General features: G+C 43.5%; 14 protein-coding genes. 6 read left to right on the forward strand and 8 right to left on the reverse strand.

All coding sequences use genetic code 11. The features are described from left to right. Window positions 1-258: 258 nt before the first annotated feature. From ACWQAU_RS01210 to ACWQAU_RS01225, 4 genes are read right to left on the reverse strand one after another with little or no spacing between them, the layout of a single operon-like run. Complete coding sequence (locus ACWQAU_RS01210; RefSeq protein WP_011100927.1) at window positions 259-1,416, reverse strand: mannitol-1-phosphate 5-dehydrogenase; 1,158 nt, start codon at window positions 1,414-1,416, stop codon at window positions 259-261. A 1-nt stretch (window position 1,417) separates the two neighbouring features. Beyond that, entirely contained in the window at window positions 1,418-1,867 is a 450-nt protein-coding gene (locus ACWQAU_RS01215; protein WP_003641824.1) for a PTS sugar transporter subunit IIA, read from the reverse strand. A gap of 14 nt (window positions 1,868-1,881) precedes the next feature. Beyond that, window positions 1,882-3,957, reverse strand: a complete 2,076-nt coding sequence (locus ACWQAU_RS01220) for a BglG family transcription antiterminator (RefSeq protein WP_003643698.1) — start codon at window positions 3,955-3,957, stop codon at window positions 1,882-1,884. Between the two features lie 36 nt (window positions 3,958-3,993). Further along, a complete protein-coding gene (locus ACWQAU_RS01225) occupies window positions 3,994-5,832 on the reverse strand; it encodes a PTS mannitol-specific transporter subunit IIBC (protein ID WP_003646378.1) in 1,839 nt (612 codons plus the stop codon). Between the two features lie 361 nt (window positions 5,833-6,193). Between ACWQAU_RS01225 and ACWQAU_RS01230 the strand changes: the two genes are divergently transcribed. Continuing rightward, complete coding sequence (locus ACWQAU_RS01230) at window positions 6,194-7,609, forward strand: C69 family dipeptidase (RefSeq protein ID WP_027821551.1); 1,416 nt, start codon at window positions 6,194-6,196, stop codon at window positions 7,607-7,609. Between the two features lie 56 nt (window positions 7,610-7,665). On the opposite strand, the gene ACWQAU_RS01235 is transcribed toward ACWQAU_RS01230, so the two are convergent. Continuing rightward, on the reverse strand, window positions 7,666-8,586 hold the full coding sequence (locus tag ACWQAU_RS01235; RefSeq protein ID WP_027821552.1) for a helix-turn-helix domain-containing protein: 921 nt from the start codon (window positions 8,584-8,586) through the stop codon (window positions 7,666-7,668). Between the two features lie 126 nt (window positions 8,587-8,712). Between ACWQAU_RS01235 and ACWQAU_RS01240 the strand changes: the two genes are divergently transcribed. Further along, window positions 8,713-10,218: an FAD-dependent oxidoreductase gene (locus ACWQAU_RS01240; protein WP_027821553.1), complete on the forward strand. Its 1,506-nt coding sequence runs from the start codon at window positions 8,713-8,715 to the stop codon at window positions 10,216-10,218. A 45-nt stretch (window positions 10,219-10,263) separates the two neighbouring features. Further along, on the forward strand, window positions 10,264-11,472 hold the full coding sequence (locus ACWQAU_RS01245; RefSeq protein WP_027821554.1) for an MFS transporter: 1,209 nt from the start codon (window positions 10,264-10,266) through the stop codon (window positions 11,470-11,472). 89 nt (window positions 11,473-11,561) lie between these two features. Here the strand turns inward: ACWQAU_RS01245 and ACWQAU_RS01250 are convergent, their stop codons facing one another. Beyond that, window positions 11,562-12,275, reverse strand: a complete 714-nt coding sequence (locus tag ACWQAU_RS01250) for a glucosamine-6-phosphate deaminase (RefSeq protein ID WP_003641817.1) — start codon at window positions 12,273-12,275, stop codon at window positions 11,562-11,564. A gap of 379 nt (window positions 12,276-12,654) precedes the next feature. On the opposite strand from ACWQAU_RS01250, the gene ACWQAU_RS01255 reads away from it, so the two are divergent. The 3 genes from ACWQAU_RS01255 (at window position 12,655) to greA (ending at window position 13,840) form a co-directional block, all read left to right on the forward strand. Beyond that, window positions 12,655-12,858 (forward strand): helix-turn-helix transcriptional regulator, encoded by a 204-nt coding sequence (locus ACWQAU_RS01255; protein ID WP_003641816.1) that lies wholly within the window; start codon window positions 12,655-12,657, stop codon window positions 12,856-12,858. Between the two features lie 12 nt (window positions 12,859-12,870). Then, window positions 12,871-13,284: a hypothetical protein gene (locus ACWQAU_RS01260; protein ID WP_027821555.1), complete on the forward strand. Its 414-nt coding sequence runs from the start codon at window positions 12,871-12,873 to the stop codon at window positions 13,282-13,284. An 85-nt stretch (window positions 13,285-13,369) separates the two neighbouring features. Further along, window positions 13,370-13,840: a transcription elongation factor GreA gene (greA, locus tag ACWQAU_RS01265; protein ID WP_013355131.1), complete on the forward strand. Its 471-nt coding sequence runs from the start codon at window positions 13,370-13,372 to the stop codon at window positions 13,838-13,840. Between the two features lie 503 nt (window positions 13,841-14,343). Here the strand turns inward: greA and ACWQAU_RS01270 are convergent. Next, complete coding sequence (locus ACWQAU_RS01270) at window positions 14,344-15,174, reverse strand: aldo/keto reductase (RefSeq protein WP_003646372.1); 831 nt, start codon at window positions 15,172-15,174, stop codon at window positions 14,344-14,346. A gap of 50 nt (window positions 15,175-15,224) precedes the next feature. After that, window positions 15,225-15,710, reverse strand: a complete 486-nt coding sequence (locus ACWQAU_RS01275; RefSeq protein ID WP_003646371.1) for a glutathione peroxidase — start codon at window positions 15,708-15,710, stop codon at window positions 15,225-15,227. Window positions 15,711-15,854 lie beyond the last annotated feature (144 nt).

A 15,854-nucleotide genomic window follows, 5' to 3' on the forward strand; every position in this document is an offset into this window, starting at 1 on the left:
ATGCTGGTCAACATACTTGCTCATTAGACTTACTTCGGTAGGGCAACAGTTAGCATTACCTACCATCCAAATTAACGTGTGCTGCCAGTCTTAAAAATAAGCTACCTACACGTTCATCGTTCCAGTTAACTCGCCCAGCGATGGCTGCTATCAAGTGGCTCTTTGTCAGGCAAGACGCAAAAGGCGCCCAGAATTAAATTTCTGGGCGCCTTTTGTAGCTAATTACCATGGCGGTTAGTAATTAGTTTTTTTATCGAACTACTTTGCTGCAGCTAAGTGCTTTTCGTACGCAGCTTTGATTTCATTAACTAAATCTTCATCTTTCAAGTCAGTTGTTTCGCGAATGACTTGTTCGATTGGTTCATCCTTCAATAATTGTTGTAACTTAACACTTTCACTATCATTAGGATAGTTGAAGAAAAACATTTCACCAACTGTATCAACTAAGGCGCTGTAATCGCGACCACGTTCCTTCAATTCCCGAATTGGGCGAATGAAACGTTCGTTGAAACCTAATTTCCGAATTGGTGTCCGGCCGACCCGTTCAATATCATCAGAGATATATGGGTTTTCAAACCGACTCAAAATCTTCTTTTGATAAGCATGGTGTACTTCAGGATCAAAGCCCCACTTTTGAATCAACAAGTCGCCGGTTTCACCTAAAACGTGCTTAGCTTGGTCAACAACACTGTCATCCTTGACCGCTTCGCCAATCGTCTTGTAGCCCTTCATGTTACCAGTATAGGCTACGGTGGCATGACCAGTATTAACGGAGAAGAGTTTCCGTTCAATGTATGGTTCCAAGTCGTCAGCATAATCAACACCCTTTAATTGAATCTTAGGGTTTTTCATCTGGGACTTGTCGATAACCCATTCCTTGAATGGTTCAACTGAAACGAACAATGGATCATCATGCTTTTGAAGCGGTACGATCCGGTCAACAGCGGCATTAGGGAAGCCCGCATTTTGGTCAGCCCAAGCTTGTTCGTCTTCATTTAATGATTCATAAACGGATTTCTTTAATGACTGACTCCCGCCAATCATGTTTTCACAAGCAATGATATCAATTGGTGTCGTATTGTTGTTAGCTTGCCGTAACTTTAACCCGTCAGCAATTAATGGCGCGATGAACTTCAAGATCTTAGGTCCAATCGCAGTCGTAACCATATCGGCTTGGGCAATTTCTTCAGCAACCGCCTTAGGATCCTTACCGTTGTTAATACCCTTAACATCGTGAACTTCAATATGTTTTTGACCTTCTGCAGCCAATTCAATGGTATAACCATTCCGTTTGTTTAATTCGTCAATCAAAGTATCATTAACATCAACGAAAGTAATCTTAAACCCGTTGTCAGCCAAGGTTTCGCCAATGAAGCCCCGACCAATATTCCCTGCGCCAAAATGTACGTCTAACATGCTAATCAACTTCCTTTAATAGATTTATGATTTCATCTTCAGATTGAGCGTCCGCTAACTTAGCAACGTTGGCAACGTCGCTGCAGTATATGGCAATCTGAGACAAGAGGTTCAAGTGTTCACCGTTCAACCCAGCGATCCCGAAGATAACCGTTACAGTCTTATCATCATCGTTATCATCTGGATTACCCCAGCTCACACCCATTGGTACTTGGACCACGGAAATCCCGGTCTTTTTAATATACTTCATGCCATCTTCAGTACCATGGGGGATGGCAATGAAATTACCCATATATACGGAGACATCCTGATTACGAGCCTGCATTGCATCAATGTATTCTGGTTCGACACAACCGCCATCGACCAATAGTTGACCGGCTAAGCGGATGCCTTCTTCTTGCGTAGCCACTTGCTGGTTCAACGCAATCATTTTCTTATCTAAAGCTTCCATTGTTTTCACCTACGCTATTTCGTTAGTTCGTTCAAAAATGCTTTACTAATTAATTGATAAAGTTGCTGGCGATCGCCAGTCATAAACGTCTGCGTATTGGCCTGACTTTCAATGACTAGTGCGCTTAACTTACCCATCAACCGATTTTCAAAATCGCTGATATTGGCGGGCCCGAGCATTAGGACGATTCGCTGCAACCGAATCGATTGGTTGTCCATACTCTTAAATGGTAATGGCTGGTCAAGTTCGAAAATCGCACAATATGGTGCGGTGACTTCCTGACTTAACGTATGCACCAACGCCAAGTTCGTATTGGGAATACCGACCGGCGCCAGTCCTAAGCGGTGTAACAACCGGCCCGCAACTTCTAGCGGATCATGAATCAAGTTCGAATCAATATGCCGCGTGATCTTAACCAGCATCTCGGCCACCGTCTCATCATCGTTGCGAATCGGCGTGATAGTGAAACGGTCTAAGATCTGTTTAGCAATCGTCATCTGTTGGTAAACGGTGTCAAAATCCAAGTTGATTTTCGTCGGCTCATCAACCGGTGAATCGATCACTTTGGTGCTTGGAAAATACTGATGAATATATTCCCGTAAGGCAGTGACTTCGTTTTCTAGTAACAGTGGGCTGACAACGCGGTAATTCAACTTAAATCCCGGTAACGTTGTCGTGGATAAAATCATGTCAAAGTCTTGTAAATTAACTTGGCCTAAATTACCAATCCGCGCAACCTCGATAGCCGTGATTTCAGGTACTAACCGCATCAGTCGCGTTTTCAAAATTCGCGCCGTCGTCATCCCATTCGGGCACAGGACCAAAACCTTGAGTGCTTGGTGACTCAACTGTTGCTCATACGTACTAGCAAAGTGAATCAACAAGTACGTCAACTCATCAGTTGTAAAATCCTGGTCTTTAAAAATCGTTGCGAAGCCGCGCACCACCGCCGAATACAGCTTAGGATACTGTTCACGGACCTCTTGTAACTCAGTGGTTGGCGGCACGGGACCATTAACACCGTTACGTTGTAGGGCAATTTGCATATGTGCCGTCAAGTTATTCAACAAGCGGTCATCCGTCCCAAACGACCAGTTAAAGTTAGTCGCAACCGCGTCAATAAACTTTTTGACCCGATACGTTAGTTGCAAATCATAATTCGATAGCGACGCGTCTTGATCGATTCGAAACGTCAAGCCCTTAATTTGCTGGGCGAGAAAATCAATTTCAGCTCCCGTCACCACCGTCTTAATCTCAGCGGGTAGTTGGGTCATAATTGCCAGAGCAATCCGTTGATATTTCAAGAAATCATCCCGATTGATCCCGCGCAAATATGTGACCCGACGTTCATGCTGTAACCGCATTACTCCCGTCGTCAACGTGATGATCAACTGTTGTAGCTGACCATCCGGCACCGAAGAAAAGTACTTTTTCTTCAAACTTCGCACTGCTTGATAACAGATAATCAACGTTTGGGCGTCCAGTAAGTTCAAAAAATACGATTGCTCATCACTTGCTGATATTGCTAAGCCTTGGTTCAACTTCCCGATTGTTTTAAAAAACTCGTAGTCGTTGATTTCATTATTCAAAATGGTGGCAAACAGATTGCGAATACTACCCTCAGTCCCCGCCACCTGAATCCCCCGGGACTTCAACCGTTCAATTGATAAGTCGTAGTCGGCGAATGGCGTTGCTAATGCCGTCAAATCGTTTGAAATCGTTGCAACGCTCACATCAAAGTCAAGCGCAAGTTCTTTTAATTTTACGGAATGGCCCGTCATCAGTAACCGACAAGCTAGGGCGTTTTGCCGCGTTTGTGAGTCAAACGCCGGTGCAATCTTCCGCTCTGCTGTCAATTGGCTTTGAAACTTGGCCAGGGCCGTCTGTGATCCACTTAGTTGAAAGTGATGCTTCTCATTAACAATTTTCAAATCAGCATTGGCTAATACCAATTCCAAATTACTGAACTCGCGATAAATTGTTCGGCGACTACTATTGAGACCGGTTTCAATCTGACTCATTGAAAGGCCGGCGGGATTCGCTAGTAGCAGCTGTAGCAACTCATCTTGACGTTGTGTAAACTTAACCATGATGCCACCTCATACGATAATGGTAATAATATCATTTTATTTCAATTCTGATACCATCTTATCATATTTAGGTGAACTCAATAGATCGTCAGTAATTAATACTTGGACCTGCGTGTAACGGGTCTTTAAGTTTTTAGCTGCTTCTGCACTTGAAACAACTAATAAACTATTATTATCAGCCAATTCGTCAATTCCTAAGTTCTTAACACTCACATGCTTGTTGGCTTTCTTGACCCGATCCTTCATCAAGGACGTTGCCATTGTGGCTGTTCCTAAATGACCATCGTGGTGAACAAAGACAATTTCATCAACAACACTCAAATCTAAGTTAGCTGGTAGGTCGTCGGGTGCAGCCGTCGTTGCTTGTGGTGCTGCGGATGCAGGTGCAGCATCGCTAACTTGATCACGAGCCTTTAAGTTAACCACAACTTGGTCATACTTTGGACTGCTCAAGAAGTTGTCAACGGCTAACCGTAAGGCGTGTGGTGCTTTTTGAGCCGCCCGATCAGCTAATTCGTTTTGCGTAATCACTAATAAACCAGGTTCGTCTTTCAAATTGCTAATCGCCGTGTTGGTGACGGACATGCTAATGCCAGCCTTCTTGACTTTATCCCGTAATAAGGAAGCCCCCATTGCGGATGATCCCATTCCGGCATCACAGGCAAAGATAATATGGTCAACATCTTTGTATGAAGCAATCACATCAGCTGGTTCAGCGTCAGTCGCACTAGCAGCTTCAGCATTGCCACTCTTCATATCGCTCATTTTACCTTGAGCAGCGGCTAAGTCATCATCACTGGTCGACTTGTCACGTTTCAAGACAATTGCGGCAACGATAAATGATGCTAAGGTTGCTAACGTTACCCCGATAATTAAACCAATGTAGTTAGAAATACTCTTTGGTGACATTAATAGTAATGAAATAATGGAACCAGGTGAAGGTGTTGAACGTAAACCAACGTTTAGTAAACTGAATGTGGCTGTCCCAGTAACCCCACCAGCGATAACAGCTAGGAACAATGCTGGCTTCATTAATACGTATGGGAAATAAATTTCATGAATCCCACCAAGAAAATGAATAATAATCGCACTGGGTGCAGAAGCCTTAGCAGTCCCTTTACCAAACAAGGCAAAGGCTAATAAGACCCCAAGACCTGGACCTGGATCTGGTTCGAGCAAGAACAGAATTGACTTACCCGCACTAGATGCAGCCTGAATCCCAAGCGGTGTTAAGATACCTTGGTTAATCGCATTGTTTAAGAATAAAATCTTGGCTGGTTCAATGAAGACGTTGGCTAATGGCAATAGCTTCATCTTAATGATCCAGTCAACACCGGCAGCCATAGCAGCACTTGCACCAGCAACCAATGGGCCGATTGCAAAGTAACCCAGGATTGCTAGTAACATCCCGATAATCCCAGCGGAGAAGTTGTTAACCAACATTTCAAACCCGCTCTTAATCTTATCGGAAATGGCGTCATCCCACTTCTTAATGCACCAACCGCCTAAAGGCCCCATAATCATGGCACCGATAAACATTGGGATTGAAGAACCAACGATGACCCCCATAGTGGCAATCGCACCAACGACCCCACCACGATGACCGGCAAACAAAGTCCCACCAGTAAACGCTATCAATAATGGCAATAAATAATGGACCATTGGTTGAATCATCTTAGCTAATCCAGCATTAGGCCACCAACCACCAGCCATAAAGATGGCGGTAATTAAGCCCCAAGCAATGAAGGCGCCGATGTTCGGCATAACCATATTACTTAGTGCACTCCCAAATTTTTGAACGCGTGCCTTAACGCCCAGTTTCTTTTTCGCAACAGGAGCGCTTTGGGTTGCATTCGTATTTACATTTTCACTCATTAGGTAAAGCTCCTTCCTTTTTCTTAACAACTTAATCATATCCATCGGGGTAAGCGGTTTCAAGAACTTCTAGTTAGACCCGTGGCACAGGAAACTGTGCCACAATTAAACTCACTAATTCACAAAGTTAAAATTTGGCACAGTATCGATAAAAACTTTTATATCGGCAATACCAGCAGACTAATTAAACTTTTTTCGTCAGCTATGATTTAATTTTCACAATCAAATTCAACATTTTATGCAGAAAACACCTGGCAATTCTCTCATCATTTTATTATTTAAATGATTACGAATACGATTTAACGTTGAAATCCCCCCGCAAGCTCCTATACTTATAATTAACTAAGGAGTGACCTATGTAATGAAAAAAGACACTGATTGTACCGAAATATTGGTTGGGAAAGCTGCTAGCATGGATGGTTCGACCATCGTTGCCCGCAACGAAGATGGCTACGGCCCAATTAATCCGATTAAGTTTATTGTGCACGAAGCCCACGACCAAACTAACGCCAGCTACACTTCCGTAACTACCGGCGTCACCGTTCCGCTGCCTGACCATGCCTACCGCTACACCGCAACCCCCCAAGCCGATCAAAGCGATGGGCAGTACGAAGAAGCTGGGATCAACGAATTAAATGTCGGGATGAGCGCAACTGAAACCACTGCCACCAATGCCCGCGTACTCGGTTACGATCCGCTCGTCCATGATGGCGTAGATGAAGAAGCCATGGTCACCCTCGTTTTACCCTACATTAAAAGTGCTAAGGAAGGTGTCCAACGCTTAGGTGCCCTAATTGAAAAATACGGAACTGGTGAAAGCAACAGTATCGCCTTTAACGATCACGACGATATCTGGTTGTTCGAAACCGCTGGTGGTCACCATTGGGGGGCAGTTCGGATGCCCGAAGACACCTACGCAATTGTTCCCAACCAAACCGTGGTGCAAGAGATGGATCTCAACGATACCGACAATTTCCTAGGTGCCAGTGATTTAATGGACTTCGTTGAAAAGTATCACCTCAACCCAACACCCGGTCACTTTAATTTCCGTGAAATCTTCGGTACCCAAAGTGAGGCGGATGCTTATTACAACACTCCGCGAACATGGTATGGTCAAAAACTATTTAATCCCGAAATCGAACAGAATCCCACTGATCAAAACATGCCGCTATTCCGACAACCAAGCAAAAAATTGGCTATTGAAGACGTCCAGTTCTTCTTATCTTCACACTATAACGGGACGCCTTACGATCCATTTGGCACTTTCGCTTCTGGTAACGCCCGTGAACAAACACGTTACCGGTCTATCGCGATGGATCGCAATCAGTGCTCATCTATTCTGCAAATCCGGAATGACGTGCCTGCTAAGCAAGCCGCCATTCAATGGATCGCACTAGGTTTCTTCGCTTACGCCCCATACGTGCCCTTCTTTACCAACATCAATGACACGCCGATTGATTATCGCAATACAACTAGCACGGTCAGCGTTGATAACGTCTACTGGTTATCAAAAACGCTCTCCGTCTTGATTGAACCACACTGGCATGAATTTTCTGAAACGGTCAATGCCTATCGCGACGGGTGCCAATCATATGCCCGTGGCCGGGTTGCCGCAACCGACGCAGCCATTACCGGCAATCCGACCGATTTCTTGACCAAAGCCAATAGCGAAACCGCCGCCGAAATTTCCAACCGGACCCATGCGTTGTTTGATACTTTAGTTAAGCAAGGGCTGTTGTTATCGAAAACGACTTGGGAAAAAGGACAAAATCTATAAAAAAATCATCAACGACGTGCTACTGGAACATTTCAGTAGCACGCCGTTTTGTATTTTTAATTATCATTGATATGCTGATGTGCTAACCGATACCCATGCTGCTCACGATAATCATTGGGAGTTATCGCCACTTCGCGTTTGAACGCAGTAAAGAAACTACTATTATTTTTATAGCCTAATTCAGCTGCAATTTGTTCAATTCGCTTATTAGAAAATGCCAGCATTCGTTTGGCCAGTTCAATACGAATAAATGTTAATTGTTCCGAAAAGCTCTTGTTGAACAGTCGTCGACACAGCCTTGAAAAATAATTTTTGTCATATCCAAAGTAACATGCCGTTTCTTTTAACGTCGCATCTGCGTTATGTGCGACTAAATACGTAAAAATCATCCCTGATTGCGTATCAGCATTAACATGTCGAATATTTTTACCAGGAAAATAAGAATCCGTAATCGAGATGCGTTCCTCATGATGCCGCAATAGTTCCGTCATTAACAATCCCACCGTCATCTCTCGTTGATAATCAATAAAAACATCTTGCAAATCTTGCCGTTCTAACTCCGTCAACAAATCAAAGTACCGTTGGGTTATCTGATTTCGCAATTGGCGATAAACAATAAACCGCAATGTCCGCTCACCCGCATTCATTAAATCATGAACCATTGGGTTATCACCGACAACCACCAAGTTTAATGGCGTGGGCGCATGCAGACGTTCCGAAAAAACACTTAACTTTACTGGTGCCCCCCTATTAATAATATTAATTGGCTGCGCAGATGAAACCATTACAATATCATCTGGGGACAGTGCCACGTACTTTCCGGCTAATGTTAATTCAGCGAAATCGTGGCTCACGATAAAGCGAATGTGAAACTCTGAACTGCAATTTGGTGAACTTGAAAGATCATTACGGCGTAGACCAATAAAATCGCTTTCTTTCAATTGATAATTGCTATTTACCGTCTTTATAGAAGCCATCACTATCACCTGTCAATCCCTTAAAAGATATATAAACATATTAATAAGGATATTATACACTATCAACTTGTGCATATTTTAGCTTTATACTAACTTTGTAAATTCGAATAAGGGAGTGCAACTATTATGACTAATCAAACAATTGATACTGATGTCCTCATTGCAGGCACAGGTGGTACAGGACTAGCCGCTGCGTACGCAGCCGTGACCCATGGACTTAAAGTCACCGTTATTGAAAAGCAATCACAAATTGGCGGTAACACAAAAATCTCAAGTGGATTTTTCGCCATTAATAGCCGTGAACAACGGAAAGCCGGTATGCACCTAACAACTCAGGAGGCCATTGCACAATTAGCCGACTACAATCACTATTTGTCCAATGGTACCCTACTTGCGCGGATCGTTAACCGCTCGGCAGATACCTTAGCCTGGTTGGAAAAAATGGGAATGGAAATCAAACTCAACCCAACTGCCAATACGACTCAGTTTGCGCATCGTAATAATGATTATCGTGGGGGTTCCTACCATATGTACCAACATAAAGACGAGAGCTATCAGCGCATCCAACAAACATTAACGACTGCCGGTGTCGATTTTCACTTTAATACGACCTTTACTGACCTGGTAATCACCAACGGAGCAGTCACTGGTGCAACAGCCATGACCGCTTCAGGTGACCAGCTAACAATCACCGCCCACGCAGTCGTTGTGGCAACCGGTGGGTACGGTGGTGATCGTGAAAAAGTTGCTCGAACCATGCACACCACGCATCTAAGAACCTTAGGTGTTCCAAATAACGGTGAAGGTCTGGCTGCTATGGTTAAAGCTGGCGGTACTGACATCGACAGCCATGCGCTCATTCATGCTGCGCAACTAGCTAAATCCCAAGTCACTCAAAAGGCTTCTCAGCAACACCTTGCTGGTTTTTCCGGTAATCCATTAACCCAATTATTATTAACCCCTCAACTATGGGTCAACATGCAGGGACAACGATTCACCAACGAAGATGTGGTCTACGATACCGTTGAATGGGCGAACGCTGCTTGGTCTCAGGGTGGTCAATATCTCTTTATCGTGGATCAGGCCACGCTCAATACATTCACCACCAACCGCAATCGCGAAGAAGTTTCTCAAGCAGGACCGGGCGCAGCGACTGGCAGTGGTGACTTTACCGCATTAGCTGAAGAAGCTGTCACTGGTAAAACAGCTTTTAAGGGGAACACACTCACTGAGCTAGCCACTAATGCTGGTATGGATCCTTCAACATTGAGCCAGACCGTCGCTACTTATAATCAAGCTGTCGCATCTAAAAACGACAGTGAATTTAGTAAGCGCTTGCAGTCTTTGGATTATTCAATTAGTGATGGTCCCTTCTACGCCTTCATCTGCCAAGCCGCTTATCTTGGTACGGTCGGTGGTGTTCGGGTCAATCGAAATCTCGCCGTTTTAGATGACGATTTCAAACCTATTCCCGGTCTTTATACTGGTGGCGCCAATGCTGGCGGTTACTATGAGGGACACAGCTATCCTGCATTTGAAGGACTTGCCTCTGGCTTTACTTGGACGTCGGGCCGAATTGCAGGAACAAGTGCCGCGGCTTACGTCAAAGCAAAGTTCGCCACTGTCAACTAAATCATAAATCCAATATTGATTCTTTTATTTAAGGGGATGTCCAGCATGGAAACAACAAAATCGATATCGGGACCAAGTAAAAGCTACGTTTCTAAGACCCGGATTGGGGTTCTTGCAGTCAGTTCAATGGGTATGGCGGCACTCGCAATTACCCCATCCTATGCAGCAATCGCATCCAATTTTTCACTCAGTAATACGAGTGTCCAGATGCTAACATCATTGCCTAATCTATTTATGATGTTAGCAGGGTTGATTATTGGCAAACTAACGGCAACCAAGCTCAATCTCAAAACATTAACCCTTAGTGCGGCAATCTTAGTAATTATCGGTGGTTTTCTACCATTAGCCTTTCACACAAACTTTATGTTTTTGTTATTTTGCTCGTGCTTAGTCGGTCTAGGTCAAGGCGCCTGCACCAATTTATCACAAGTCTTAATTTCTCAAATGCTACCAGAAACCGAACGCCAGTCCACTATGGGTTTAACAACCACCTTCACCAATCTCGGTGGTATTGTCTTCATCATGGGTGGCGGCCAGCTAGCTGCAACGAACGGTTGGGTAAATAATTATTGGATTTACTTATTCTCAGCACTTATTTTGATTGTGATCTTAACATTAGTGCCGATGCATCCGGCAGCAGTCAATGCAGCCAACGATCAGGACACCGGTGAACAGATTAAGCTCAACAAATACGTCTTTTACTGTGCCTTCTGGGGATTCTGCACGTTACTCTTAAATAATGTTTTGAACAACAACATTTCACTATTTGTTGCTGAAGAAGAACTTGGCGCAACCTCACAAGCCGCTCTGACGTCAACCGTTTCATTAATTGGGGGGATGCTATGCGGCTTGATTGTTGGCGTTATCGGCAAGCGGTTCAAATACTCATCCATCACAATCTCGTTTATCTTATACGGCCTGTCCTACCTGTTAATCGGTCTTGGACATTCGCTATGGTTAGCCTTTGTAGGTAGCTTCATCGTGGGTGCCGCAATGAGTATCGCCATGGGACAATTTCCATATTTGATCTCAATTTCAGTTGGCAAAAACAGTGTTTCGATGGCCCTAGGTGTGTACGTCGCGATTTACTCAATCGGGGGTGTGGTCAGTCCTTTCATCGTTAATCCATTGACTAAATTAGTTGCTGGTATGGGTATTAACGTCTTCGTAGTCAGCGGCGTTATTGCGCTGATCCTAGGTGTACTATGTATGGGATTTCAGTTCCAGAAAAAATTAGTAACGGCGGCACAATAACCGACTTGACCGACACAATTAAAAAGCCGTGCTTCACAACGCAATCGTTATGAAGCACGGCTTTCAGTTCATTTTTAACTTAATTAAAATTAATACTTCTTGCTTAACTTGCTAGCAGCCGCTTCGTCAATGATAACGGTAACGTCTGGATGGTTTTGCAAGATACTTGCTGGTAATTCAGGGGTATCTGGGCCTTCAATCATACCCTTGACCGCATCAGCCTTGTTTTCGCCGAATGCTTCGAGCAATAAGTGCTTGCTCTTCATGATGGAAGCTAAGCCCATTGAGAAGGCTTGCTTAGGAACATCATTTTCGCTGGCGAAGAACCGCGCGTTAGCTTCAATCGTTGATTCAGTTAAATCAACCACGTGCGTCGTAATATCGCGAGGAGTACCTGGTTCGTTAAAACCAATGTGACCATTACGGCCAATCCCTAAGATTTGTAAGTCAATTGGGTGTTCGTCAATCACTTTGTCGTAACGCTTAACTTCAGCTTCTGGATCTGAAGCTAAACCGTTTGGCAAGAATGATTCCTTAAATGGCTTGTCATTGAATAAATGAGTTTGCATGAAGTATTTATAACTTTGGTCGTTGTCTGGTGCAATCCCAACGTATTCATCCAAGTTAACGGATGTGCAGTCACTGAAATCTAAGTCACTATTAACGATTTCTTTGTAAGTTGTAACGGGTGTCGAACCAGTTGCCAACCCAAATACTTTCGCACCATTGTCTAAAGCATTCTTAAATACTTTGAAACCTTCTTTTCCGCCGGCAGCTTGATCCTTTACTACGATAACTTTCATAATTAACTGACTCCCTCTTTGTTTGGTATAGTCCAATTGTATATTGGTCTAGACTAAAATTCAAGAGGTTTGTCTGAAATATTTCACTTTTATTTTTTGCAATCGTTATCATTGTTAAACTGTCAAGCCAAACTCCTTTAATAAATTAATTGTATTTTTCGATAATTTTGCCTATACTTAACATGTTCGTAACTCCGTGGAACGTGAGAAATTCCACGACTAGCCAAGGCTGCAAAGTCATTGGCTATTTTTTTGCGCTCATACCTCTACGCCAACCATTTATTTGTTCACATTTCAATCAAACTATCCAACATTTACATTGCAATTGGTAACTGCTAAAATTAGCTTTGTATGGAAGATATATATTACATAAAGGGAGATGTTAACCGCGAATCATGTCAAGCAATACCGGTTAATGGCCGGATTCTCACAAAAAGAACTCGCCAGCAAGACTGGCATCACCCGTCAAACCCTGAGTTTGATTGAAAAGGGCACCTATAACCCATCACTGAAACTCTGCCTCAACCTCTGTCACGCACTCAACCAAACACTCGATACTGTCTTTTGGGTCGAACCCAGTTAGGAGATCCCTGCCATGAAAAAGATTCGTGACGAACGTTTAATTTTACAAAATTTCAAGAACATCCGTACCACGTTGTTAATTGAAAATAGTGCTATCTTACTGATTTTATTTTGGCAAGGCTGGCAAAAAAACAATCTTCAGAAAGCCTTTACGTACGACAATCCGTTGTATATTGTCCTGATGATTGCCGTTTTTACCATGATCATTTTGTCTGTTAATGTCAGCACCCCAATAGAAGACAAACCCAAACGGTTATGGCGCTACCTTGGCCTGTGGGCACTCATTGAACTAATCGGTTTCACCGCCCTATTCTACTTCCTGATTGCGATAAATCAGCCGTTCATTAGTCTGATCGCTGGTATCGCCCTGACCACCGTCACTAGCGGTATCATGCTGTATAGCAACCACCTGCGCGATCGTGATTAACATCAGATATCACCTAGACGGTACCATTCTAATCACATTTGCGGTAAACTATTCCCAGAAATTCAACGGACACGAGGTTTTTGCTATGGAACCAACTTTTAACAAAATGACTGCGACTGGTTACCATGCCATCGAACAGGAAATTGAAGACTTAAAGCAACAACGGCCCGAGCGAATCAGAATTCTGGCTGCGGCTGCGGCACTAGGTGACCGTTCTGAGAATGCCGAATATAGTAGTGCCAAACGGGACTTAGGTCGCTTAGAAAGCCGCCTGCGTTATCTCAACAAGCAGTTGCAATACGCCCAAATCGTTCAACCAGCTGACAACAATCAACTCGATATCGGTAAATTCGTGACCATCGAATTTCTGGATGATCATGACCAAATCACCTATCAATTAGTTGGAAAACAGGAAGCCAATCTCGAACAACAAAAAATCTCATTCACATCTCCCATCGGTCAAGCGCTCGCTAATCATACTGTTGACGATGTGGTCACTGTGAACGCACCGAACGGGGCTTATCAAGTTAAGGTAATCGCGGTTAAGCGCGCGTAATAAAATAGTTATGCCAATCGATCGGAAGCTTATCTTTATTTTTTTGAATCAAAAATACACTTTCTGAAGCGTATACGTGCTAAAATAAAGGCAGTAAAAAAGCCGGTACGTTAATACCGACTTGAATCAAGGCCCGCTCTAAGAGCAGTTGGCTTTAAATTTAGATAATCAAAGAACAGTCACCCAATACCGGCCAAAGTTTTGGGGTGGCTATTTTTTGTTTCTGGAGTTCCATACCTGATACATCGCTAGTGCGATGCTCAAAATGATTTGCAAGAAAGCAAACCGAACAGGTAGAGTGACCACGGCTGAAAACCTTTCCTAGTGTGGGAAACGTATTTGTCATACTACCACGACCTTTCAAGATGAAAACAGCCAATCGCTACTGCACCATGTATTGCGATTACGCTGATATCACAAACCAATCATCAACAAGCAGTTGCCCATAAAAAGATAGCGACGAGTTATCATCACAACGTCGCTATCTTTTTATATCATTCAAATTAAAATTCTTGGTACACTGCTGGATCTTGATTATTCAAGCGACCATCCACTTGGCTCAAACCATTAATTGTTGCCATATCAGCTGCACTGATTTCAAAATCAAACACGTCCATATTACCTGCTTGACGGCTCGGCGTTGACGACTTTGGAATCGGCAAGGTCCCTAACTGTAGTTCCCACCGTAAAATCAACTGACCAACATTTTTATGGTAGTGCACTGCAATCTCTTTGAGCGTCTCATTTTGAAGCATCTCACTGGCCCGGCCAAGGGGACTCCAATCTTGCGTCAAAATACCGTGTGCTTGATCATAATCCCGTTGTGCCTGCTGGTTAAAGTACGGATGTAATTCGACCTGATTAATGACGGGTAAAACACCCGTTTCTTTGTTTAATCGTTCTAAATGTTCTGGTAAGAAATTTGAGACCCCAATCGAACGAATCAAGCCTAACTTCTGGGCATCAATCAGTGCCTGCCAAGCTTCAACATAATGATCTTCCTTAGGGTTAGGCCAATGAATTAGATATAAATCATAATAATCCAGGCCAGCTCGATATAATGATTCTTGAATCGTATTGATAGCTTCCGTGTAGGTGTGGTGGCGACCAGGAAGTTTTGATGAAATCAAGAGTTCCGAACGCGGTACTGACGAACGCCGAACCGCTTCACCAACAGCACCTTCATTTTCATAGTTAAAGGCCGTATCTAATAATCGGTAGCCGCGATCAATCGCTGAGTCGATCACTTGCACACCATGAGCACCATTCAGTTTATATGTTCCAAAGCCAATTTTAGGTACTGTTAAACCATCACGTAACGTATAAGTTTCCAACTTAAGCCACTTCTTTCTTTTAAATTAAACGATCATTGTTAAATTTATCGTTAATCTTCTGAACGATCAGCCAAGGCATCACGAATCGCTGCTTCAAATGTTGCCGGCCGTGTCGTTGGGGCATAGCGTTCGAGCACACGGCCATCACGACCAATCAGGAATTTTGTGAAATTCCACTTGATTCGACCATGTCCCGCCGCCTGTTTGAGGTAAGTAAATAACGGATCAGCGTCATCACCATTAACCATCACCCGTTTGGTCATGGGAAACGTTACCCCGTAGTGCCGTTGACAATAGTCATGGGTCTCATCGTCATCCGCCTTTTCTTGATGAAATTGATTGGATGGCAATCCCAAGACCACTAGGCCCTCCTGCTGATACTTCTGATAAAGTTCTTCTAATCCTTTAAACTGTGGCGCCAGGCCACAGTTGCTAGCCGTATTCACGATTAGCAAGACCTGACCGCGATATTGTGACAAGTCAAGTGGCGCACCACTCATCTCAGTTTCTGTAAAATCATACACTGATTCTGCCATCGAGATCCCTCCTAAGAATATTAACCAAATACATTGCTTTATCCATAGTAAACCACAAAATTGTGACTTTTCATCATACTTTGCTTTAGTTTCCGGAAAATTGATTGCACTGAATGTCATTATCCGTTACACTAAACGTATCAT

This window comes from Lactiplantibacillus sp. 3062 (genome assembly GCF_055413545.1).